We start from the raw sequence: 23,798 nt of genomic DNA, 5'->3' as shown, positions 1-23,798 counted from the left end.
GGAGGCCTACATGAAATCATTACTAAAACGTGGGAAAAACATAAACTTAATCATAGGCCTCTTAATATTGTCAACGTTTTTAATAATGATGCTTATGAGTTTCTTCTATACCCCACACGATGTGAATGCGATGAATATCGCGAATAAAATAAAAGCACCGAATTCAGTTCACTGGTTTGGAACAGATGAATTTGGAAGAGATATTTTCAGCCGAATTATGCAGGGAACGCGAACTGCCTTCTTTATAGGGACAGTAGCAGTTACGATAGGGATTACCTTAGGAACGCTAATCGGTGGCGTGGCAGGATATGTCGGCGGTTGGTTAGACGAAATCATAATGAGAATCATGGACGCGTTAATGGCGTTTCCAGGGATTATTCTCGCTTTGATGTTAATCGCTGTATTTGGACCAGGAATGGTAAATACTTCAATCGCACTCGGTTTAATGTCGATTCCCGGGATAGCAAGGATTGCGCGAAGTGGTTTTATCCAACATAAAGAATTTGAATATGTTCTTTCTTCAAAACTGATAGGGGTTAAACCATTTAAGATTATGTTTCAGCATATACTCCCCAACGTCTCGTCTCCTTTGATTGTGGCTGCTTCCATTAACTTTGCAGCGGCAATGTTGGCAGAAGCTGGCCTTAGTTATCTAGGTTTAGGAGTTCAGCCACCAGATCCAAGTTGGGGACGTATGTTAAGAGATTCTCAGTCTTACCTAGCGACTGCTCCGTGGTATACATTTGCTCCGGGGATCGCGATAACCTTTATGGTATTAGGATTTTATATGTTAAGTAATGCAATAAGAGATATTACTGACCCTCGATCGAACTAATATAGTTTGTATACAAACAATTGTCATTTGAATATGTCAGTATACTTGAAATGTGAAAAGGTGCAGTGTTCAAAATGGATGTAATTATTAATGCCTATGTTAATCATGTGGCTGGTTACGGGGAAATGTACTTCCGGATATGTATGAGCGCAGTTATTGGTTTCCTAATTGGTCTGGATAGATCCTTTAAAAGTAAGCCGGCTGGTGTGAAGACCTATTCATATGTCTGTGTCGCGTGTACTTTGATCACAATCGTCTCTATAGAAAGTGCAAATACATTCAGCATGCATGATAGTGGGAAAGTGATGGATCCGATGCGTCTAGCAGCACAAATTGTATCGGGACTTGGATTTTTAGGGGCCGGTATGATATTGAAAGAGGGCTTTAAAGTTAAAGGATTGACTTCAGCTGCAATGATTCTGTTTGCCGGGGGATTAGGTATTGGGATTGGAGCAGGTTTTTATGCGATTGTAATTGTATCCTTTATAGTTACAACATTAATTGCCTATTTGGGACAACTCTTAGAAAAAAGTAAATTGATTGACTCTGGTAATGAAGCTGAAAAGGATTATCAAATTCATGTAGATGAATAACCAATGGACTTTCCGTATTTGAAAAAAAGGGTAAAACCGGTTTGCTATTAATGAGAAAAACCGGTTTTATCCTTTTTATAAAAGTCATCACTTATTAGTTCATGCGCTTTAATAGCAACTTCAATTGCAAGACGGTTTGCAGGTTCCATAAAGTCTTTTCCAAGAAGTGTTTCCAATCGATCCAATCGGTGGTACAACGTTTGCCTGACGATGAAAAGTCGATCTGACGTTTCTTTTTTTGACCCACTGCATTCGAGGTAAACACTCAATGTTTCCAAAAGGTTGCTGTTCATTTTGCGGTCGTATTCGATGACGTAGCCTAAGTATTCGTCAATATAAATTTCAAGATGTCCACTCTTTTTTAAGAGAAGAAGGAGTCTGTAAATTCCTAAGTCTTCATAGAAGTTACTTGTGGTTATTTCCAATTCATGGTGCTTTAGAACTTCACGTGCTTCTTCATAAGCCTTTTTCATATTTGAAATATTCGTGTACACCGTGCTCACACCAAAAGCGCATCTGTTGCCATCAATAAAGTTATTATCTTTCATTTTTAGGATGCCATTTGTGATTTGTAAGAAACGATTGGTTTCTTTTTTAATGTGATCGGCCGCGATGAAGGAAGCAATTACTGTAATCTCATTCCTTCTAGCTGAAACTGCTGGGAAAAAGCCATGTCTTTTGAAAAGAGACCGAACCATCATAGATCTTTGAAGTTTTATTTCATCCCATTCTTCTTCACTAATGCTGATGATGGGTGAGTCGATTTGAATCATGAAAATCCTGAAATGCATATTACGGCTCGAGGATGGCAAATACGTTTGAAGATCATCGTGTTCGTACTCTCGACCGTTCAATAAGTTTCGAACAAGTTCATCTTCTAAATTTTGTTTTCGTTCTTCAATTGTTCGATTGCGCAATAATATTTGTGCAATGGCAAGGGCGGCGCGGTCTAAAATAAGAAAGAAGAATTCCTTGGACAATGGTGGGTGTTTAATTTGTACATATAAGTTTCCCCAAACTTGACCAAGGACTTTAACGGGCATCAGTGCAAAGGTATCCTCACCGATTGAGAAAGTTCTTTGCTCCGTCGTATCAAACGAAGCCTTTTCAATATATGTCCGAAGGGATATTTCTACGTTCTTAATTTCTGATGGATAATAATACGGTTTCGCGTCGTCATTAATAAAGAAGGTGTTTTCCCCGAAATGTTCATGTAATTCTTGAAGAATTTTTAAAATGCCATTATGCGTAAGTGATAAGGCAATGAATTTTCTCGACAGCTGATCGAGCTGGGAAAGCATCAAATGATGTTGGTTAATGATGAAGGAATGAAGGTCTTGGGTTATGTCAACAAACTTCACGACTTCTTTAAATATAATGAGTGGAAAATTTACTTTGTTGGATAATTCAATTAATTCAAAGGGAATTTCTTTGAAATAAGGTCCGATTTCTATACAGATGCATGCGGCACCTTTTTCGATGAGTCTTTTCACATACTTTAGTTGGTCAGGAAGATTGAGTTGTAAACCAATACCCGTCGTAAGAATAAGTTCACCGCCATTGATGAGTGAATCGAATTCCTTCGTTTCTAAAATATGTGACCATTTTACTTGTCGATCCAGCCCTTCAACTCCTGCGATGAGTTTTGCGGATTTGAATGAATCACGGGCAAGAATGTCTTTAACTGTTAATTTTAAATCATTCATATTTAGTATGCCCTCCAAAATGTTAAAATGTTAAACTAATGATTTTACACTATGTATAGTGTTGAATATCCAAATAGTCTGTAAAGTATAGTATGAAGTCTAAATAACTTAAGGTCAACTAGTAAGAAATACTAAACAGGGAGGAATAAATATGAGTTTTACAGCAATAGAAAAGAAGGCGCTTTCGAATTTTATTAATGGACAATGGGTAAAATCAACAACAGATAAGTATGAAGATGTGCCAAACCCAGCAACGGGAGAACTCTTAGCAGAAGTTCCAATTTCAACAACGGAAGATTTGAATAAAGCCGTGGAAGCTGCGAAAACTGCATTTGCTACTTGGAAAAAAGTTGCTGTTCCACAACGCTCCCGAATTCTTTTCAAATATCAGCAGTTGTTAGTTGAACATTGGGATGAGCTTGCGAAACTGATTACAGTCGAAAACGGTAAAAATTACAATGAAGCGTATGGTGAAGTATTGCGCGGAATTGAATGCGTTGAGTTTGCGGCAGGTACTCCGACGTTAATGATGGGAACGCAACTTCCTGACATTGCAACAGGTATCGAATCCGGCATGTACCGCTATCCAATTGGTGTCATTGGAGGCATTACGCCGTTCAATTTCCCAATGATGGTACCTTGTTGGATGTTTCCTCTTGCGATTGCTAGCGGAAATACGTTCATTCTAAAGCCGTCAGAAAGGACGCCACTTCTAGCGAACCGTTTAGCTGAATTGCTACACGAAGCGGGCCTACCGAAAGGCGTCTTTAATATTGTACACGGTGCACACGATGTGGTAAATGGAATTCTAAATCATCCAGACATTCCAGCGATTTCATTCGTTGGTTCTCAACCAGTGGCGGAATATGTGTATAAAACAGGGACGTCAAATGGAAAAAGAGTCCAAGCGCTAGCAGGTGCGAAAAATCACACAATCGTTATGCCGGATGCGGATATGGATTTGGCGGTTACGAATATTATTAACGCAGCATTCGGTTCAGCTGGAGAAAGATGTATGGCTTGTGCAGTAGTCGTTGCGGTTGGGGATGTTGCAGATGGGCTGGTAGAAAGATTAGTAGATGAATCAAACAAAATGACAATTGGGAGCGGTTTAGAAGAAGGAATTTTCCTTGGGCCCGTCATTCGGGATTCGCATAAAGACAAAACATTGAAATATATTGAAACGGGCATTGAAGAAGGTGCCAAGCTACTACGAGACGGACGAAATGATACCTCCACTTCAGAAGGCGGTTATTTTGTCGGCCCAACAATTTTCGATAACGTAACTGTTGAAATGAAGATTTGGAAAGATGAGATTTTTGCGCCTGTGTTATCGATTGTCCGAGTGGAAACGTTGGATGAGGCGATTGAGCTTGCAAATAAATCCGAGTTTGCGAATGGCGCTTGTCTATTTACGGATAGCTCGAAAGCTATTCGTCAGTTCAGAGAAGAGGTTGATGCGGGGATGCTCGGTGTGAACCTTGGTGTTCCAGCCCCGATGGCATTCTTCCCATTCTCTGGTTATAAAAAGTCATTTTACGGTGATCTTCATACGAATGGCCGTGATGGAATTGAATTTTACACACGTAAGAAAATGTTAACGGCACGTCATTCTTACTAATAAAAGATGGGAGTGGGGATTATGACAAAAGTAAAACAGGGGACGCAATCATTAGTCAAAAAAGATAAAGAGAACGTTTGGCATCATATTTCTGCCTACAATGAAAAAAATCCACCGATGATTGTTGAAAGTGGAGAAGGAGCATGGATTACAGACCATAACGGCAATCGATATTTGGACGGAATGTCCGGGCTTTGGGCTGTGAATGTTGGTTATGGCCGCGAGGAACTTGCAAAAGCTGCCTATGATCAAATGAAAAAAATGGCATATACGCCGATGACGCAAGGTCATGTGCCAGCAATTGAACTAGCCGCAAAGTTAAATGAAATGCTTGGAGACGACTACCAAATCATTTATTCAAACAGCGGATCTGATGCGAATGAAGTTGCGTTTAAAATTGCACGCCAATACCATCAGCAAAACGGGGAACCTTCTCGTTATAAGTTCATTTCACGCTACCGAGCGTATCACGGAGGTTCAATGGGCGCATTGGCCGCTACAGGTCAAGCGCTACGCAAATACAAATATGAGCCACTTGCACCTGGTTTCTTGCACGTCGCTCCTCCAGACAACTACCGAAAGCCTGAAGGACAGTCTATAGAAGATTACAACATACAAAGAGCTCATGAATTTGAAGAAAAAATTATTTGGGAACAAAAAGAGACGATTGCTGGAATCATTATGGAACCGCTTATTACAGGCGGCGGCATCCTTATTCCGCATCCAGTTTATCTTGAGAAAGTTCAAGAGATTTGTAACCGACACGGTGTGTTACTTATTATCGACGAGGTTATTTGCGGATTCGGCCGAACTGGAAAAGCATTTGGGTATCAGCACTTTAATCTCAAGCCGGATATTATTACAATGGCAAAAGGGTTAACAAGCGCTTATTTACCACTTTCAGTTACCGCTGTTCGAAAAGATATTTATGAAAAGTTCGATACTGGTGAAGAAAACAGTCACTTCCGCCATGTGAATACATTTGGTGGAAACCCTGCGGCTTGTGCTGTCGCGTTAAAGAACATTGAAATTATGGAAAATGAACATCTTTTCGACCGATCGGCTGAGCTTGGGGACCGACTTCAAAAAGAGTTGCAATGTTTGAAAGACCATCCGTTTGTTGGAGATGTTCGTGGACTAGGGTTCCTCCTAGGGATTGAACTCGTCGAAAACAAAGAAACAAAAGAACCTGCGACGAATGCGCGGGTCACTAAAATTATCGAAGAGTGCAAGGCGAACGGCCTCATCATCGGAAGAAACGGGGATACGGTTGCAGGCTATAACAACATCTTGGCACTCAGCCCTCCACTATCTTGTACCGATGAGGACTTGGACTTTATAATTGCGGTTATGAAGAAGGTATTTAAAGACCGGTGCCAGGTTCCGGAACAATTTTGAATTCAATGAGAACCCTAAATTAATATAAGTTTGAAAAGAATCACTGTACATCTTTCTCCACCGGACAAGCGAAAAACTGGGACAGGTCATGATTGTGCAATGCTCCTTGCTGTATTACAAGAGCTTGAGCTCGAACCGATCCCAATTGATTCTTAGATTTGTTTTCTCGGAGCGTTGTCATTGTCGGGGGAGCTGCTGCCTTTGTTTCAAGGAAAAGTGGAGCAATCGAACTATGGTGAAGTTGATAAGGATTGCAAGAACGATAGCGGACCTCACAGGTGAACAATCCATAAGCGAGGCTTCCATTCATGCTACGGATGGCCACTTCCATTCAGGGAACTGGTTCCGAGGTGGTTGCAGATGGTTAGAAGAAAGAGAGATGGCATCCACGAAGGTTTTTTCACGTCATTGTCCGTGGGAATAATCGACAGAACATCTTCAATAACGAACAGGACATGAATGAGTATTTTCGAATCCTGAACTTTGTATATGGAAAGTACCCGTTCGAACTATATGCGTATTGCATTATGTCCAACCATGTCCACCTACTTATTCGTTCACGCCTCGTTCCACTCTGGAAAAATCATGGCGCCACTCAACCGGCGGTACAGCGACTACTACCGAATGAAGTATAATTATGTAGGTCAAATCTATCAAAACAGATATTACTCAATAGAGGTTGTCGATCCAATCGGATTATTGAATGTTGGATCGTATATACATAGGAACCCGATTGAAACGAAAGAGCCGATGGTTGATTCGATGGAAAACTATCTATCGATATTCATCCTATCAATACTACTTTTATGACCAGAAAAGCCCCCATGCATTTCACAATCTGAAGTTATTGCCGTCCTTATTGCCGGATGGGTGGGAGAAGACGGGGAGGGAATATGCGAGGTATTGTCGGGAAAGGGGGGAGGAAGGGGAGATTGGGTTAGATTAGCGATCACATTTAGGTTCCAGGTTCTTGTTGGATTCGGAATTGTTCCAGAACCTGGTACCATTTTTAAAGTTGCGGGATGATTGCATGGATTCGGTGTCTTTGTGACGCGATTAACAAAAGAGAAATTATAAAGACAGCCATCTGGGTCTGTCTTTTTTGCTATGTCCTTTTATAAACGAGCAGTTCTTTGCTCTGCCCCTCTGCTTGCTAGTATACTTAATGAATAGAAGCATTCGTTCGACTACTACTAGTGGTTGTAAAAACACAAAGTAACAAAACGCTAAAGTTCAAATAGAAGGTGGGAAGATACGTGGCGATTATACGAGTGTCTCGGGGCGATGCATCCAGCTATAAAACCATTCAGGGTGCAGTAAAGGCCGCGCTGCCAGGTGATACCGTGGAAGTGGGTGCGGGCATTTATGATGAACATGTAACGATCGATAAGCTGCTCGTTCTTCGAAGTTCAGATAGTGTTGCTAGTTCAGTTCGTGTAACTGGAAGTGTTCGTATCGCGACAACTGAAGAAGTGCGTATCGAATCGATCGGTATTGGGGGAGGCAGTGATCCAGTTGACTGTGGAGTACATATCGAATCAGGAGATGTAACGCTTCATCATTGTCTTTTCTGTGAGATTCAAGGAGTCGCTATGCGAGTGGATGCAGCTGCAAAAGTATCTGTAGAGCATTCGACATTTCAAAAAAACATACAGGGAATTGACGTTTTAGGGCGACTGTCTTTGTTCGAATGCATCGTGGAAGATACAATCAAGACTGCGCAAATTCGCGTGCGCGCGGGGGGAGAAGTCGCGATCGCGAGTTCCGGAATTTTAAGTGGGCAAGAAGAAGGCCTTTGTTTGTCTGAAACGAGTCGCGCAACGATTACCAAAAGTTCATTCATCGGAAATCGTGGGGTTCAGCTCCGTTTGGTACAAGACAGTACGATGGATGTAGAAACTACGAATTTTTACGTTGGACATGCCCAAGGGATTTATTGTGATCAATCGACGGGTGTTCTGAAAAATTGTGCTTTTAAAAACCAACGTCTCGAGCATGTGGCAGTTATGAATGGATCCCAAATTGAAGTCGAGTCGAGTACGTTTGAAAATGGTGAAGCTGAAGGAATGAACGTCAGTCGTTCAGCAGTTGGATTAGCAGACTCCCTCTTTAAAAATCAAACAGGTGACCACATTACGTGTAATGAACAGAGCACCGTTTTGATGACGAAAACAGAGATTCTTTCGGGCAAGTCTAGAGGGATTGTGTCTGGAAATTCGACTTGTACACTTATCGATTGTGAAGTGAAGTACAATCAGCTGACGCAACTGTCTGCGTTTCATCAAAGCGTTTTGACGATTCGGGATTGTGAAATTGAGAGTGGAAACAATAAAGGGGTTTACGCGACGAGTAGTCAAGTGAACATATCGGATTCTTTGATTAGCCATCATCGTGGTGTACAGATTTTTGCTTCTGACCAATCTGACGTCAATTTGTCGGCGACGGAAGTGAAGAGTGGAGATAGTGCAGGGGTCTCCGCGAAAGAATCCGAGTTGACCGCAGCCAATTGCATTATCTTCGGTCATAAAGGATCGAATGTGTTAGTAAATGGTGCGGCGAAAGCGGAAATAACCGATTGTAAAATCTCGAGTGGCGATAAGAACGGCATACTTGCAGGTCCTGAAGTAGTAGTTTCATTGGAACGGACGATTGTGTTCAATCATAAGCGAGCGCAAGTACGCGCTACGGAATGTGCAGAAGTGTTTATAACGGAGTGTGAAATCTATGATGGTCAATCGTCAGGAATCGAATTCAGTCAGGTGGAGCGTACGGAAGTGACTGAAACGCGCGTACACGGCCATCTTGATGATCAAATCATCTTGCAAGATTGTTCGAATGCTGTATTCAATTCGGTGCAAGTGATGAATGGAAAGAAGGCTGGGCTGCGGCTCGAGCGTTCGGTTCCGGTTCTTGACGGTTGTTCATTTAAGGAAAACCGGGCAGGAAATTTAGTTCGTTGGGATGACAGCGTTCCTGTGCTGACGAATACGGATTTACAGATTCCGCCGATCACGAGTAAGTTGGGCGGTAGTACTGGAAGTGCCTCGACTGTAGACACAAATACTACGGATTCAATGAACGTTTCGATGAATGCATTGATCGGTTTTATTGGACTGGAAGATGTGAAAGACAAAATTCAGGAGTTTAAAAACTTGGCGGAGATTAATCAATTCAAATTAGAGCGTGGCATGAAAGTGAACGCGATGGTAGCGCCCCATATGGTCTTTCAAGGGAATCCGGGTACGGGCAAAACGACGGTCGCTCGCCTAATCGGCCAGATTTTTAAGGAACTAGGTCTCTTGAAGTCAGGACACGTAATTGAAGTGAAGCGAGAGGATCTCGTTGGCACACATGTCGGTGAATCAGAAGAACGTACGAAAATGATTATTAAGGAAGCAATGGGCGGCGTGCTCTTTATAGACGAAGCGTATACGCTTGTGGGTGGGGGTAACTCGAGTCGGGATTTCGGGAAGAAAGTCATTGAAACGTTGCTTCCTGCAATGGAAAATGCCCGTGGTGAATTTATTGTCATCGCGGCGGGTTATACGGAAGATATGGATCGGTTCCTTGCATCTAATCCTGGATTGAAAGATCGTTTTACGGAGAAGATTACGTTTCAAGACTATACGCCGGATGAGTTGTTGGAAATCTTCTTAGTCCTGTGTGTTGGGAGCTATGCGCTTACAGCGGCTGCGAAGCAAGCGGTGTATGAGGAGTTCGTTGAACGCTATCGGATGCGTGATGAGACGTTCAGTAACGCTCGAATGGTGCGAATGCTTTACGAAAAGATCGGGCTTGCGCAGTCGATGAGAATTGCGAAAATGCCGCGTGAGCAATGGACGGAAGACGTATTGACGACGTTTGAAGAGGAAGATGTTGTCCAAGCGGTGTCAGAGCGTGAAGAGAAGACGTTTGAAGTGCCGATTGATGAGGTTTTACTTGCTGAGAAACGTGCGGAACTGCATCAGTTTATCGGCCTGGATACGGTGAAGGCTGAGATTGATGAAATGATTGAGTTAATGAGATATTACAGGCGCGAAAATCATTCTGTGGACAAATTGATGAATCACACGTTATTGATCGGTAAACCGGGAACGGGTAAAACGGAAGTCGGCCGTGTGCTTGCAGGTATTTATCAAGCGCTAGGATTGTTGACACGAGGCGATCTGATTGAAGTGGATCGTAGCGATTTAGTCGGCAGTCATATTGGTGAAACAGAGAAACTGACAGCCGCGCAGATTGAACGATCGATGGGTAGTGCGTTGTTTATTGATGAAGCCTACACACTTGCGAGTGGTGGAGAGAATGACTTCGGGAAAAAAGCAGTGGAAGTGTTGCTGAAAAAAATGTCCGATCGACAAGGCGAGTTCTTATTGATTGCCGCAGGGTACGAAGAAGAAATGAATCGTTTCCTGGATAGCAACGCTGGTCTCCGTCGACGTTTCGGACTAACACTCCATTTTGAAGATTATACACCAGAGGAATTAATGGAGATTACCGAGCTTTATATCGAAGGGTACGGGATGACAGATGAAGCGAAGCGTGCGTTAGTGCATCATTATGAAGAGGTTTATGCACGTCGGGATAGTAGTTTCGGGAATGCGGGTCTCGCGAAAAAGATCGCGAAAGAAATGACGCGTAAAGTCGATTATCGAATGGCTGTGGCAAGCAATGAGCAGGAGAAACCTGCGTTGGAAAAAGAAATTACGACGGATGATTTGGTTTTGTTGGAGAGTTGAGAAAGTGTGTATTCTGTGACAGCCTTTTAATATGTCGATAAGTGGAACTGTTGATTTCCGCTTCAGGCGGACGCTTTCCGCCGGCATGGCTTGAGCCTCCTCGGTCGCGAAAGGCATGCGCCCTGCGGGGTCTCAAGGCTCATGCTATTCCGGCAGGAGTCGCCGCCTTCCGCTCCAATCAACGGAAATCCATTTAATATGAAAAATCAGTGAAAATGCATACAAAAAATCGTCCAATCTGATAAAATGAAGTCACCACAACCCATTTTAGAAAGGACGGTTTTTTAAGTGCAATCCGAAGATTACTCCAAATAATTATTACACAGAACCCTTCAATTAGCAGTAGAGGAAACAAAGTCGACTTCTACTTCAAAACGTCTCCTATCCCCGACCTTCAAACCTTACAATAGTCATCAGAGCTTTGCCATCTTAAATCAAAGGGGTGTTTACCTGTGTTTACTACACATATTATTTGGGGGGAATATCCGGAAACGGAAGTGTTAATTAAAGAACTACAGCAGAATGATGATTTGGATATCATAACGGTCATCGATCCTGAAGCGAAGAATAGTTTTTTAAAGAAGAAAGGTGATATTACATATGCATCACGGGATTATGTGGAAGATGCACGAAATAGTCAGGTGATAGAATTCCACTATTATTATATCCCGCCATCCAAAAGAATTGATGGCGCCGCCTGGAAGGTTAACAGGGTGGCGGCTGGCTTGATACATTGAATGTATTGCTGGAAAAAATAACTCTTGACCTATGTAGATTAAAAGCCATCGCTCAATTGACCATATTACTGTGGTCAATTGAGCTGATGGCTTTTTTTGATATCGTTCTACAATAGTTTTTGGTGCCCACTAGGGATTCGTCAGTTAATTATTGCGGAGGAAAGAGCTGCTGTTTGCGGGACAGAAGGCCGCCAATAACTTAGTCATTATGAATGATAAGTGACACTGCCTATTCGTTTCACTTTATTCCATTGGTGCTTGTCCTTTTGCAGGAAATAACTGCTCGTCGCATAAAGAAATATAATAGAGTCTACAATAGGACGAATTAAGCATTCCAAAAAAAAGAACATATAGATTCGTATATAGGAAATCACACTATAACGGTGTCCATACTTCGCTGCCGCCCAGTAGCCTGTTGCGCGGAATATGAACTGCATCGCGATGGATAAGGCCAGACAAAATAGATAAAAAGGAGTTACACCGTTCATGAGGATCATAACTGGAACAGCGATCACTGTCATAATACCAAGCAACGCCATTCCGAGGGAGTCCCAGAAAAGGAACAAGCTAAAAGTTGGACGCAAAGTCTGAACGAAGTCTTTTCTGTATTTCACAATACAGTCGATGAACCCCTTTTGCCAACGGATTCTTTGCTTGAATATATCCCGTATACTTTCAGGGGCTTCTGTGTAACAGACGGCTTGCGGGATAAAGACCATGCGGTATTGCTTTGCTCGTGCAGCCATGTACTTCTGAATATGGAGAGTAATCTCCATATCCTCTCCGATTGTCTTCTTGTAGCCATTGATTTCATACAGCATCTCACGACGGAATGCCCCGAAAGCTCCTGACACAATTGCCAACATATTAAATCTGGACTGAACATATTTCCGTACGAAAAAAGATGAAATATACTCGGACAGCTGATATTTTAGTAAGTATTTCCCTTGGAATACGGGCTTTCCTTCCTTCATCATCTGGCCAACTTGTACGGTGCCGCCTGCTGCAAGAATCAGTTCATCTTGAAATTCTTCGTTCATATAATTCAAGGAATTCGCTTCTAAGATACTATCTGCATCAAGCGTGATAAGCACATCGCCTGTTGCGTAATCACTCCCTGCATTGAGGGAATCAGCTTTGCCTCCATTATACTTGTCAATGACTACGATGTTTGTATGTAACCTTGAATGATACGTCATTTTCACGCTGTTATATGTAAGGCGATTATGAGGCTTCAGTATCACCGGGACAAGTTCTAGCAATTCATACAGAATGGAAAACGTCCTATCACTTGACCCATCGTTGATGATGATAACTTCATAATTGGTATAACGTAAATTTTGTATCCCTGCGAGACAGCTCCTTAGCACTTCCTCTTCGTTATAAGATGGAATCAGGATGGACATCTTGAGCTCTTCAATGTCCGAATTCGGTGGTAGCGTCCCTTTCATTGTCCAAAGACTGACGATGACGTACATCAACTGAAAGCTGAGCACCAAAGTGAATAATATAATACCAAATAAGAACCATGTATCCATATAATTGCCTCCTAAAATGTATGCGTCATGAAAAATGACACATGTAAACAAGATACTAGTATAGCTCAATCATCGGACTTTTGGACTAGTAATAATAGCCACTTTGCCCTTTTTGTACATAACAGTCCATTTTAAATCAATCTTTTGGACTATTTATAGTTTCATTGATTTTAATCTCCCAAACCATAATGTTTTTCCCCATTCTGGTGTGAACAGTCCCTTAACTCTCTATATAGTGCAGAGTCTTGCAAAAGTTTACATTTGAGGTTTTCTATTAAAATTATCGATTTATCTATTTTTGTGAGCTGGAATATTAGAGGATTTTTGACCTGCATGTCGTATTAGGTAAATAGATATATTGCTGAATCTACTAGGGGGAAAAGTAATGGAGTATACAAATGTTAGGCTAATCCATATTGAGTGGGAAGGCCCTTATTCGTTGCAAAGTTTAACTGACTTAATGAATGAGGAAATGGATTATGGTATCTACCAAGTCTATGGAAGGCATCCCGTTTATGGCAGTGATGTATTGCTGTATATCGGTAAAGCTGATCTGCAAACGATTGGTAAGAGGATTTCACAAGAGGGTTGGTGGAATACGAACGATTCCGGTAGGCTTTTGATTTATGCAGGCCGCTTAGCCGGAGTACAAACACCGGAAGAAATTGATTGGTCGATTGAAATTGATCTGGCTGAAAAATTGCTGATTTGCGTCCATAAGCCTGCTTATAATTCCAAGAACCTATTCAATATTCCGGACGAAGCTTTACAGAATGTGCATATACTAAATTGGGGATCCCATCGTGATCTACTACCCGAAGTATCCGGATTGCGATGGACTAGTAAGCTGTATCCTCTGGAAACTGAAGTGTATAGCTTGGGATGATAGAGGGGTACTTATTGATACTTAATTAGCATAAAAATGCTTAACATATTGTTTGTTCAATCACTCATACGAGTGATTTTTATTTTATCAAGAATAGGGTTGGCGCTAAAAGTTGTTATTTGATTTGTGGAAGAAATTTGGAGCTAATAAGATGGATTAATGGAATGAGCCCCAAGAATAAATTGTAGTAATTTGAGATAAAAAATCTTCAGAATTTACTAATATGTGTTGTAATCGACAGAGGTATGAATGGTATAATAGTTGTATATAAAGATAGTGATTAAAACGGACTAGGGAGGTGCGTGTATGAAGATATTCCATACTGTAGGACAGGGAATTAACAATATTGGCGGTGGGATTGCCAAAGGAGGAGTTAATGTCGCAAGTGCCATTGTGGCGACCAAATTTCCGAGGACAGGTGATTATCTAAAAGAAGTAGGAAACAGCGTAGTGGATTCTTCGCGCCATGTCATCAAAAATACGGCTCAATTTGCTGATGGTGCAGTAAATGGATTATACGGGGCGGTTACAAAGGATCCAGGAAAAATGAGTGAGGGTTGGGAAGATATAAAAACTTCATCTGTAAATACGGTGAAGGGAATTGGCGGGGGGCTAGTCTACACTGGAACGGCACTAGGTCAAACTTTAAAAGGAGCTGCCTTTCAGGATAAAGATCAATTAGTAGAAGGAATAAAAAAGGTTGGCAAGGTGGCGACTGTCGGTGTACTTGGTATTAGTGTCTTCGATATGGTAACAGACCAAAACACAGTACAAGCGGAAGAGTTACTTAGCCGAAACGGACACTTAGATGGGACAATGCACGAGGTTACAAATGTGCAATTCGAAAAGAATATCTCAGTACAGAATGATGGGACAGTAGTAGAAGGCGTCTTTCCAGTCTTCGAATCTAAATTCGATGCAGCCCTGCCACAAGATACCTACCTAATGTCAGATGAAGTTCATATCGGAATTGCAAACATGCAACTACACGAAGCGATTCAACAAAATCCCTTGCTAGCTGTTGAGCTCGGATTTGACCAACAGGATATTCAAAGCCTTCAATCCTCCGTAACTCCAGAAGGCAATGACTGGCATCACCATGAAGAGCCTGGCAGACTGCAACTTGTGAAGGAAGAGGAGCATGGAATCACTGGTCATACTGGAGGGAGGGCTATATGGGGTGGGGGTTCGGAGTTTCGGTGAGTTAACAGTTTCTCGGTAAAATATTTAACACCTTTAAAAATATGTCAAAGGGAATTGGCTGGGGATCTTATGGGGTTTTGTGGTAAAAGAATGGCAAAGGATCTGTTTTTTTGGACAATGGTCTTTTGATTGATGGAATAAAAATAGTTTTTGAGGAGCAACTATTAGTGTAATGGGTTTAAGCCTTATTGATATCTTCAATGAGGATATCATACATTCCGAGAAGTTACTTACCAGAAATAAACACTTGGGAACTGTTACCAGAGAAGTTTCTAGAGTATGACTCAGTAAAATTGATTGTAAATGTAAAACTTCGTAAAAAAACAATGAATTGGTGGCGATAGTCATTGAATAAAAATATAATGTCTAAAGTATTTGGATGGATTGTCATGATTTGGTCAGCATCTTTATTATTCGAAGGTAGTGTTGGTGAAGGGATATCTGTTTTTATTATAGGCGTCATAGTTAATAAAATTATATTTAGAAGAAAAATTAATACGGAAATGTGAATGTGAAAAAAGAAAAGGTTTCCAAAGGGGATTCGAGAAACATCACTAAATAAGGATGAGAGAGATAAAAAGCAAAGAGAATTTTCTCTTGTCCGATCTATTTCTTAAAGGATAGCTAACATTCACTCATAATAGTTTGAAGTAACGTGCCGATCGTTTGTGATTTAATCGCTTCAGGGGATTCACTAGTTGGATTCACCCATGTGTATTTGTCAGTAGCTTCATCAGAAGTAAATACGTTATCCAGTAAGTATTGTTTTAATAATAAATCTGTTACTTCATTTGTTTCAGTTACTTAATTTCGGATATCAGGTACTCATTGAATTCGGAATTGTAACGAAACCTGTAATTACAACCACCTGATTTTACCACTTGCGACGACTTTATCACCATTAAACGCCAAGGGATTTTATCAGACAACGCCAACGCATGTACGAGTAACACTGACATGGTACTTTACTCAATTTTATGAATAAGCTTCTTCTTTATGTCTATGCTACTAAAAACAGCTATCGCTTAAAGGAGAATCATTAAAGATGAGCATTAAGCATCGCAAGTTAAAATCCATCACATTAATCACGCTTTTAGCCGTTACGTCGCTTATCAGTGCATGTGGTGTAGAAAAAACCAATGCGGAGTCTAAAGACATATCAAATTATCCAGAAGGTGTGCAGAATGGCACTGTGTCCATCGAATACTATGATGAGTTAATATCTTTTTTAGAATTAGAAGCGCAGCATCAACTGATGCTTGAGGGTATGATGGATATTCTAGATGAAAATCCAAAATTAATATATAGCACTGAGAAGGTTGATGAAATCCGAAAATCTATAAGCAGTTATAATGATTTTCTAATTAATTTCAACCCGGTCGGAACTACTGAGGCAGAAAAGGAATTTAGTGCATTAATAATGGATATTACGGAGAGGCAGTTGGCATTGAATTCATCCCTAGACAAATATATTGAGTCTAGAAATGTATTTCACTTGTTACCTGCAGTTTTCCGTTCCGATTCTGATGTTGCTAAAAGGAAGGAACTACAGGAGTTAGCAAAGAAGCATAAAATACTTGGAGAGAAAACTGAATAATTTTTTCATTAGATTTGTGGGTACCTTCTTTATTGAAGGTATCTTTTTTGTTTTTTAAATAGGAAGGAACTTTCACATATGAATAGCCCTAAAACTGACCTGCTACGGAAGGCATAGTCTCATTTGGAGTTGTATAACGAATGGGCTCTCGTTATGGATCTATCCATCACTCGTAGCGGGTCTTGGAGGATGTTGGGTAGCAGGCATCTTTATGCGTAGAAGGTTAGATGACGAGCCGAAAGCCATTTGGTTGAAGGGATTGAGCTCTAAGCCACTATGTTCAGATTAGGTCGCTAGTCCATTATCCGAATGATTTCAGGTTAAAGATTTTTTTTGTTTTCAGCACTTGAGATAACCCTCCCGATGACTGATAATTATATTAATAAATAAATAAAAAAGTGGTGAGACGATGTTCGCCAATAGTGAAATGGATTTATATAAAGCGAATACGCTGTTGGAAATTAATAAGATATTGACACAGTCTTTGCGACTAGAGGAAATCTTGCATAGTGTCATACAGGCGGCTTCTGATTTAGTGGATGTGGCGGATGTAATTATCATATATTTGTATGACAATGAGACGAAGACCCTTCGTTACGCGAAAGGTGAAGGCGTTGACGATGCAGCGTTTACACATGTCGCATTTGCTGAAGGAGAGTCCATTACAGGAAAAGTCTTTAGACAGCAACAGTCGAAGCTGTTTACATCCCGCGATGAGATTGAAGAATATATGATGAATATGTCCGGTAAGAATGTTCGGTACTATTACGAAGGCGTTCAAAAAAGAAGTGTAAGAAGTTTGTTCTGTGTTCCTATACTTTACGAGAATCGATGTTTAGGAGTCGTGACAGTCAATAATTATAGACAAGACAGTATTTTCACACCTGAAGACATGATGGTCATTGAAGTAGTAGCAGGGCAAAGTGCGATTGCGATTGAAAACGCCAGAGTACATGAGCATTTGCAACAGAAAAACGCGTTACTGGAAAAATCGATTTCGATTCATAATACGTTTTATCAACTTATGATTGAAGGTCGTGGGATTGATGCTATTCTTTCATTGCTTACTAGGATGATTGGCATTTCGGTTAGTTACTATAGCTACCTTGATGTAACGGCTGATACACATTTATTTCCGATTCGAAGGGGAGTGGATACATTCGGTTTTCTTTCTTTGCCACAACCTTTCGAACAGTTCAGTGAAATGGACAAAATTACAATCGAGCAAGCAAGTTTGTCGATTGCGCTCGAACTTATTAAAGAAAATGCATTGTACGAAAAGGAAGTCTATTTCAGGGAGCAAGTTTTCAATCGTTTAATGGAGGGGTTATCTGGAAGAGAATTGGATGCAGCCCTACAGTATGTTAACTGGCGAACGGATACGCATGTTCAATGCATTATTATTGAAGGAAACCAAAAACCCCTTTGGAAAGTGGAGGAACTGAATGGGAAAGAAAGGTTCGTAAAGTTTGTAGAGCGAAAGCTTCGATTCCAGCGAGTGAATCCTTTAATCTTTGCACGTGCCTTTCAACTTATTATTATCGTGCCTGGAATTTCTGAGCAAATGATACAAGGGTTGTACTCCAGCATTCGGCAGATGTGGTCAGATGACTCTGATATCATTTTAGGGATCGGTAGGGAAACGTCATTACAGGAATTGTCGGTTTCGTATAAGGAAGCGATGCAATCTGTCGGATACGCAAAGAAATATGATATGTCCATTGTAGAATATTCAATGCTCGGAATCGAACGGTTGTTATATGAAGTTGATCAGGAGTTATTGGAGCGTTTCATGAATGATAAGTTACGCCTGCTAAAAACGGCAGATTCAACGTTAATACACACACTAAACGTATTCATCCAATCGAACAGTAGTCAGAAACGGACTGCTGAAGTCTTACATGTGCATCCCAATACACTTTACTATCGGTTGAAAAAAGCAGAAGAATTACTAGGAATCGATTTTACGAATGTGAAAGATTGGATCGACTTTGTTGTTGCGTTCAAGATTTATATGGAGCTCAACGAAATATAATAGAAATCTTTGTGGAGGCTCATATATAACGAATCCTTAATTTGATTTATCATAATAGATAGATACTTTGAGGAGGAGATTCTATATGGGCCTTACTTATCATAATTATATTAATGGAGAATGGGTGTCATCGAATACGAACGAAACGTATGCAAGCTTGAATCCTGCGAATCAAGATGTGCTAGGATATTTCCAAAAGTCGAATGAGGTTGATGTAGAGCGAGCAATTCAAGCTGCAGAAGATGCATTCCCGAGTTGGGCGAATACTGCCGCACCGACTCGCGGAGATGTATTGTTCAACCTTATTCAGTTGCTGGAAGCTCAGCGAGAAGAACTGGCTTCAATTATTACGAAAGAAGTCGGGAAGTCGTTCAGGGAAGCAAATGGAGAAGTACGGAAAACGATTGAAGCGATGAAACAATTCAGTGGAGAAGCAACTCGGATGACTGGCGAAACGGTTCCGTCGCATGATTCGGGAATTTTTGCGTATACAATCCGTGAACCACTTGGCGTAGTTGGCGTGATAGCTCCGTACAATTTCCCCCTTGGCATCGGCATTTGGAAGATTGCGCCGGCAATTGTTGCGGGAAATACGGTGATTTTTAAACCTGCGAGCAATACATCGTTAATCAGTGTCAAGATTATGGAACTGTTCAAACAAGCTGGTGTTCCTGCGGGCGTGATTAATATGGTGACTGGCCCAGGCGGAGTCATTGGAAATGCAATTGGCAGTCATGAAAAAATCAAAGCCGTATCGTTTACGGGTTCTACACAAGTTGGACTTGCGCTTGGAAAGGCCGTAAGTGAACGTGGTGCTAAAATGCAAGCGGAAATGGGCGGTAAGAATGCGTCGATTGTTTTGGAAGATGCAGATTTAGATGAAACAGTGGAGAACTTGATCATCAGTGGATTTTTAGACAACGGACAGCGCTGTACAGGCACAAGTCGTCTGATCGTGCTCCGTTCTATTGCGGAAGATTTGACGAAAAAACTCGTTGCAAGGACTCAGGAGTTGAAAATTGGCGATGGATTTACGGAACACGTCGACAACGGTCCCGTCGTCGATGAAGGACAGCTTAAGACATATTTACATTATGTGAAAACGGCGATTGATGAAGGTGCAATACTTGAATGTGGTGGAGAGCAATTGATGGAAGATGGATTGGACGCAGGTTATTTCGTTGCTCCAACGTTGTTTAGTGGTGTGACGAAAGAGATGACGATTTTCAAAGAAGAGATTTTTGGGCCGGTCATGGCAATGAGTGTTGTAGATACGTATGAAGAAGCACTGGAACTTGCGAATGATAGTGAATTTGGTTTGTCTTCGACAATCTATACAAATGATTTAAAGAAAGCTTTTCACTTCATTCGTCATATCGAATCGGGTGTAACCCATGTAAATATCCCATCCAACTATTTTGAGAATCAGTATCCGTTTGGGGGTAAGAAGGCATCTAGTATTGGGCCACGCGAGCAGGGGTCGACAACTCTGGATTTTTGGACGGATTACAAAACGGTTTATATCAGACCCTGATATGGGAGTGGTTCATCAGATAGGGACGACTGGAGGAAACCTCATGAAGAAGATAGGTGTGATTGGATGCGGTCTGATGGGATATGGGATTGCAACGAATTTACTTCGCAAAGGATATGAAGTCACAGTATACGATACGAATCCGGAAGCTGTTGCCCGAGTCGTAGAAAACGGTGGAATTCGAGCTTTTACAGTTACAGAGCTTGCGAAGTCGAGTGACGTAGTCATATTGTCATTGCCAACGACGGATTTAGTGGAAAGCGTGTTGTTGGATGAGCGTGAAGGGGCTTTGCACGCTATGAAGCCTGGAAGTGCTGTGCTGGATATGAGTACTAATGATGTTGTGAAGACAAGAGAGATTGAAAAGTCAGCGAGTTCTGTAGGCATATCGTATTTTGATTGTCCGGTGAGTGGTGGACCTGATGGCGCAAGTTCAGGTACTCTCACCATTATGGTCGGTGGGTCAGAAAAAGAATTTCAGCGAGTGTCTTCTGTGCTTCACGCAATGGGGGAGCACGTTGAATATTTAGGGCCAAGTGGAGCGGGACAAATCGTTAAATTGTGCAATAACATGGTTGTTGGAGGAATCATATCGTTGTTAGGGGAAGCCCTACTAACTGGAGAAAGGGCGGGTATATCGAAAGAGAAGTTAGGGGAACTTTTCCAAAAGGGTTCTGCACAAACAAAAGTTATGGATGTGTTCGGGCCCTCAATTATCCATGGAACATATGACGATGTTACGTTTTCTCTTGCCAACATGTTGAAGGATCTTTCTCTATATCGGAACTTGGCAACTGAAGTAGGAGTACCCCCTACAATTAGTGGTGCACCTCATGAGTTGTTTACACGTGTGAATGCAACAGGTGCGGGCAGACGGGATTCAACAGCAGTAGCGGAATTTCTTGAGCATGAGACGCAAACTTGATCTATTATAAGGAGTGGAAGTAAAAATAGGGGGGATTTGAATGGTTGGGAGTGAGAATTCACTTGCCGGGATTTGGAAAGATTGGCGGTTACATGCAATTGTACTTGGTATTGTAATTATCACTGAACTGATTGGCACATTTAAGATTCCGGTGGGTCCTGGTGTGATTCTATTATTACCGATGTTATATGCACTAGTAATTGGTCTGGTGCTCTATTTCACACCAGTTGTTAAAGAAAAGCAATCTAAAAATGCCGAACCGATAATTGTTTTGGGTGTATCGTTGTTGCTAGCGAAAATCGGGGTCATTATTGGGCCGTCCTTACCTGAAGTGATTGCTGCCGGGCCTGCATTATTATTGCAGGAACTCGGTAACTTAGGGACAATCCTACTTGCATTACCGGTTGCAATTTGGCTTGGGCTTAAGCGTGAAGCCATAGGGATGACCCACTCAATTGGCCGTGAACCGAACGTGGGACTAATCATGGACAAATTCGGCATCAACTCTCCTGAAGGGCGGGGAGTGATGGCGATGTATATTTTTGGGACAGTGTTTGGGGCGGTATTCCTCGGTCTTATATCTGGATTACTAGCTACAGTAACTCCACTAAGCCCGCTATCGTTTGCAATGGCATCAGGAGTCGGAAGTGGAAGTATGATGGCCGCAGCGAGTGGTTCACTGGTTGCTGCATTTCCGGAACTCGAATCTCAAATTATCGCATTTTCAGGAGCGAGTAACTTACTTTCACTCTCTACAGGTTTGTGGGTAAGTATCTTTATTGGGCTTCCACTAACTGAGAAAATCTATGCTCGAATGACTCGTAATAGGGAGGGATACTGATGCTAAAAAATATACAAGAGTGGGTATTATTGCTTGGGATTTTTGGCATCACCGCCCTTATTGGCAACTGGGCAGGTTATGATATTTTGCCGCTAAAAGCTGTACCTGGAATGATTACACTCATTCTCATCTGTTTGGCAGGGTTTATTCTAAAAGAGCTGATTCCTATAAACTTCCCGAGTATCGCGTATATTTCTATTATCGGAGTCATCGTTTCTATGCCTTGGATTCCTGGATCTGAAAAAGTTGTACAGTGGACGTCCGAAGTTCAACTGCTTGCGCTCGCAACACCGATACTCGCTTATGCAGGAATCGCAATTGGACGTTCTTGGACTGACTTTGTAAAACTCGGTTGGAAAACAATCGTTGTTGCAACTCTCGTTATGCTTGGGACATTTCTAGGATCTGCAGTCATCGCGGAGATCATTTTACGGTTCCAAGGGATTATTTGAATTTCAATAATAGGTACCAGGCACCCTGACAATTTTGAATTGTATGGGTGCCTGGTAGTTGGTGTTTACTTAACTTGTCCGCCCGCATCCAACCGGGACCACGACTTCGCTTGCAATGTCCCCGACTGCAACGTTATCTCACCGATATAATTTGGCTGCAATCAAAACAGTTTGCAACACAACGTAAACTGATCACAACGCAATGTAAGTAGCTCGCAAGACAATCAACCTTGCAAATTAGCCTTCCACGAAATTCATTCCGGACAATAGAACTCCTCAACCGGCACATCAAACATCATAAACATATCCTTGAAGTACGTCTCCTCCACCAACTTGTCCAACACACCTTTGAAATACCCCGGCAAGTTGCGGATCACCTTCTTTTTCGTAGCCATCACAGTGATTATCAACGCACGATAGGCAAGGTCTTCGAAGACAGACTGGTCGTCTTTATAGATTTCATATTTCAGCATGCGTCCCGAAATGGCCCGGTGAATTCCGAAGAATTCACGGGCTGTTTTTGTGTCACCGATTGTTCCGGCAAGCAGATCTTTCATTCGACTGAAAAGACTTGTGGATAACTTAGACGGTTCCTCAGGAGACGTGTAGTTAAGATCTATAGATTTTAATAATGATTTAGAAGGAAGAGCTTCGTCTTCGGAAATTTGCTTGATTTCCTTGTTATCATGCGGTTTGTTGTCCTCATCCCGATCGTTCATTTTCCCCTGGTCATCGAACGGTAGAATGATGTAGATGTTTGCGCCAAGTCCGCTCATTACGGGGCGGATCGTGTGGACTTTTTCAATGATGTGCAGCTTGACGAGTTTGCGGATTGCGCGTCGTACAGTAACGTTTGATTTCCCTATGGCGTCTTCTATTGTTCCGTGTTTCAAATGAGCAGCACCGTATTTCACCGAATAGCGGCGGATGACGTCGAGCACTTGGCGGTCGGAATTCGTCATTTCATCCCAGTGGCGTTTGGCGTGCTGTTCGGCTGCTGCGTCCATTTCTGCGATTGTGTTGAATTTTGCGTACTCCTTTAGGTAGTGTGTCATTTCATTTTCCCCTTTTCTTTTTATATAGAGGGGAGGGGTCAAAAAGGATACTCGTGCAAGAAAAATATTTTTTTATCGATAAATCAACCAATAATTCGCCACG

At 41.7% G+C, this 23,798-nt stretch carries 21 protein-coding genes; 18 read left to right on the top strand and 3 right to left on the bottom strand.

The features are described 5' to 3' along the window. Positions 1-10 precede the first annotated feature (10 nt). Together M3191_RS01420 and M3191_RS01415 are read left to right on the top strand one after the other, a co-directional pair. Positions 11-835 carry an ABC transporter permease gene (locus tag M3191_RS01420; protein ID WP_251697671.1) on the top strand — a complete coding sequence of 275 codons (825 nt, stop codon included), beginning with the start codon at positions 11-13 and terminating at the stop codon, positions 833-835. A gap of 74 nt (positions 836-909) precedes the next feature. Continuing rightward, on the top strand, positions 910-1,428 hold the full coding sequence (locus M3191_RS01415) for an MgtC/SapB family protein (protein WP_251697670.1): 519 nt from the start codon (positions 910-912) through the stop codon (positions 1,426-1,428). Positions 1,429-1,475: 47 nt separating this feature from the next. Here the strand turns inward: M3191_RS01415 and M3191_RS01410 are convergent, their stop codons facing one another. Next, on the bottom strand, positions 1,476-3,134 hold the full coding sequence (locus tag M3191_RS01410; protein WP_251697669.1) for a PucR family transcriptional regulator: 1,659 nt from the start codon (positions 3,132-3,134) through the stop codon (positions 1,476-1,478). A 151-nt stretch (positions 3,135-3,285) separates the two neighbouring features. Here M3191_RS01410 and M3191_RS01405 point away from each other — a divergent pair, with 151 nt between their 5' ends. From M3191_RS01405 to M3191_RS01385, 7 genes are all read left to right on the top strand, one after another. Next, positions 3,286-4,755, top strand: coding sequence for a CoA-acylating methylmalonate-semialdehyde dehydrogenase (locus tag M3191_RS01405; protein WP_251697668.1), 1,470 nt, complete (start codon positions 3,286-3,288; stop codon positions 4,753-4,755). A 21-nt stretch (positions 4,756-4,776) separates the two neighbouring features. Continuing rightward, positions 4,777-6,153, top strand: a complete 1,377-nt coding sequence (locus tag M3191_RS01400) for an aspartate aminotransferase family protein (protein ID WP_251697667.1) — start codon at positions 4,777-4,779, stop codon at positions 6,151-6,153. Positions 6,154-6,241: 88 nt separating this feature from the next. Further along, complete coding sequence (locus M3191_RS18485; protein WP_285853107.1) at positions 6,242-6,577, top strand: hypothetical protein; 336 nt, start codon at positions 6,242-6,244, stop codon at positions 6,575-6,577. Continuing rightward, entirely contained in the window at positions 6,561-6,788 is a 228-nt protein-coding gene (locus M3191_RS18635) for a transposase (RefSeq protein ID WP_353056501.1), read from the top strand. The genes M3191_RS18485 and M3191_RS18635 overlap by 17 nt, the downstream gene beginning before the upstream one ends. Continuing rightward, positions 6,778-6,963, top strand: a complete 186-nt coding sequence (locus tag M3191_RS01395; RefSeq protein ID WP_251697666.1) for a hypothetical protein — start codon at positions 6,778-6,780, stop codon at positions 6,961-6,963. Before M3191_RS18635 ends, M3191_RS01395 begins: the two co-directional genes overlap by 11 nt. 446 nt (positions 6,964-7,409) lie before the next feature. Continuing rightward, positions 7,410-10,892, top strand: a complete 3,483-nt coding sequence (locus M3191_RS01390) for a right-handed parallel beta-helix repeat-containing protein (RefSeq protein WP_251697665.1) — start codon at positions 7,410-7,412, stop codon at positions 10,890-10,892. 452 nt (positions 10,893-11,344) lie between these two features. Next, positions 11,345-11,629, top strand: a complete 285-nt coding sequence (locus M3191_RS01385) for a hypothetical protein (protein WP_251697664.1) — start codon at positions 11,345-11,347, stop codon at positions 11,627-11,629. A gap of 206 nt (positions 11,630-11,835) precedes the next feature. On the opposite strand, the gene M3191_RS01380 is transcribed toward M3191_RS01385, so the two are convergent. Beyond that, on the bottom strand, positions 11,836-13,167 hold the full coding sequence (locus M3191_RS01380) for a glycosyltransferase (protein WP_251697663.1): 1,332 nt from the start codon (positions 13,165-13,167) through the stop codon (positions 11,836-11,838). A gap of 385 nt (positions 13,168-13,552) precedes the next feature. On the opposite strand from M3191_RS01380, the gene M3191_RS01375 reads away from it, so the two are divergent. The 9 genes from M3191_RS01375 (at position 13,553) to M3191_RS01335 (ending at position 22,640) form a co-directional block, all read left to right on the top strand. Continuing rightward, complete coding sequence (locus tag M3191_RS01375) at positions 13,553-14,053, top strand: hypothetical protein (RefSeq protein ID WP_251697662.1); 501 nt, start codon at positions 13,553-13,555, stop codon at positions 14,051-14,053. 306 nt (positions 14,054-14,359) lie between these two features. Then, positions 14,360-15,256: an HNH endonuclease gene (locus tag M3191_RS01370; protein WP_251697661.1), complete on the top strand. Its 897-nt coding sequence runs from the start codon at positions 14,360-14,362 to the stop codon at positions 15,254-15,256. A gap of 347 nt (positions 15,257-15,603) precedes the next feature. After that, positions 15,604-15,765, top strand: a complete 162-nt coding sequence (locus tag M3191_RS01365; protein WP_251697660.1) for a hypothetical protein — start codon at positions 15,604-15,606, stop codon at positions 15,763-15,765. Between the two features lie 536 nt (positions 15,766-16,301). Beyond that, positions 16,302-16,853: a hypothetical protein gene (locus tag M3191_RS01360; protein WP_251697659.1), complete on the top strand. Its 552-nt coding sequence runs from the start codon at positions 16,302-16,304 to the stop codon at positions 16,851-16,853. A 409-nt stretch (positions 16,854-17,262) separates the two neighbouring features. After that, the gene (locus M3191_RS01355) at positions 17,263-18,888 is read left to right on the top strand and encodes a helix-turn-helix domain-containing protein (RefSeq protein ID WP_251697658.1); all 1,626 of its coding nucleotides are present in this window, start codon (positions 17,263-17,265) and stop codon (positions 18,886-18,888) included. Positions 18,889-18,973: 85 nt separating this feature from the next. Beyond that, positions 18,974-20,422 (top strand): aldehyde dehydrogenase family protein, encoded by a 1,449-nt coding sequence (locus M3191_RS01350; protein ID WP_251697657.1) that lies wholly within the window; start codon positions 18,974-18,976, stop codon positions 20,420-20,422. 43 nt (positions 20,423-20,465) lie between these two features. Next, positions 20,466-21,347: an NAD(P)-dependent oxidoreductase gene (locus tag M3191_RS01345; protein WP_251697656.1), complete on the top strand. Its 882-nt coding sequence runs from the start codon at positions 20,466-20,468 to the stop codon at positions 21,345-21,347. A 40-nt stretch (positions 21,348-21,387) separates the two neighbouring features. Continuing rightward, positions 21,388-22,188 carry a DUF3100 domain-containing protein gene (locus M3191_RS01340; RefSeq protein ID WP_251697655.1) on the top strand — a complete coding sequence of 267 codons (801 nt, stop codon included), beginning with the start codon at positions 21,388-21,390 and terminating at the stop codon, positions 22,186-22,188. Beyond that, positions 22,188-22,640 carry a hypothetical protein gene (locus M3191_RS01335; protein WP_251697654.1) on the top strand — a complete coding sequence of 151 codons (453 nt, stop codon included), beginning with the start codon at positions 22,188-22,190 and terminating at the stop codon, positions 22,638-22,640. The genes M3191_RS01340 and M3191_RS01335 overlap by 1 nt, the downstream gene beginning before the upstream one ends. Positions 22,641-22,894: 254 nt before the next feature. Here the strand turns inward: M3191_RS01335 and M3191_RS01330 are convergent, their stop codons facing one another. Further along, complete coding sequence (locus M3191_RS01330) at positions 22,895-23,695, bottom strand: hypothetical protein (protein WP_251697653.1); 801 nt, start codon at positions 23,693-23,695, stop codon at positions 22,895-22,897. Positions 23,696-23,798: the final 103 nt, after the last annotated feature.

This window comes from Sporosarcina luteola (assembly GCF_023715535.1).
In the GTDB taxonomy this organism is placed as follows: Bacteria; Bacillota; Bacilli; order Bacillales_A; family Planococcaceae; genus Sporosarcina; species Sporosarcina luteola_B.
The sequence above is the reverse complement of the archived record's forward strand: the minus strand, read 5'-3'. Positions and strand labels throughout refer to the sequence as shown.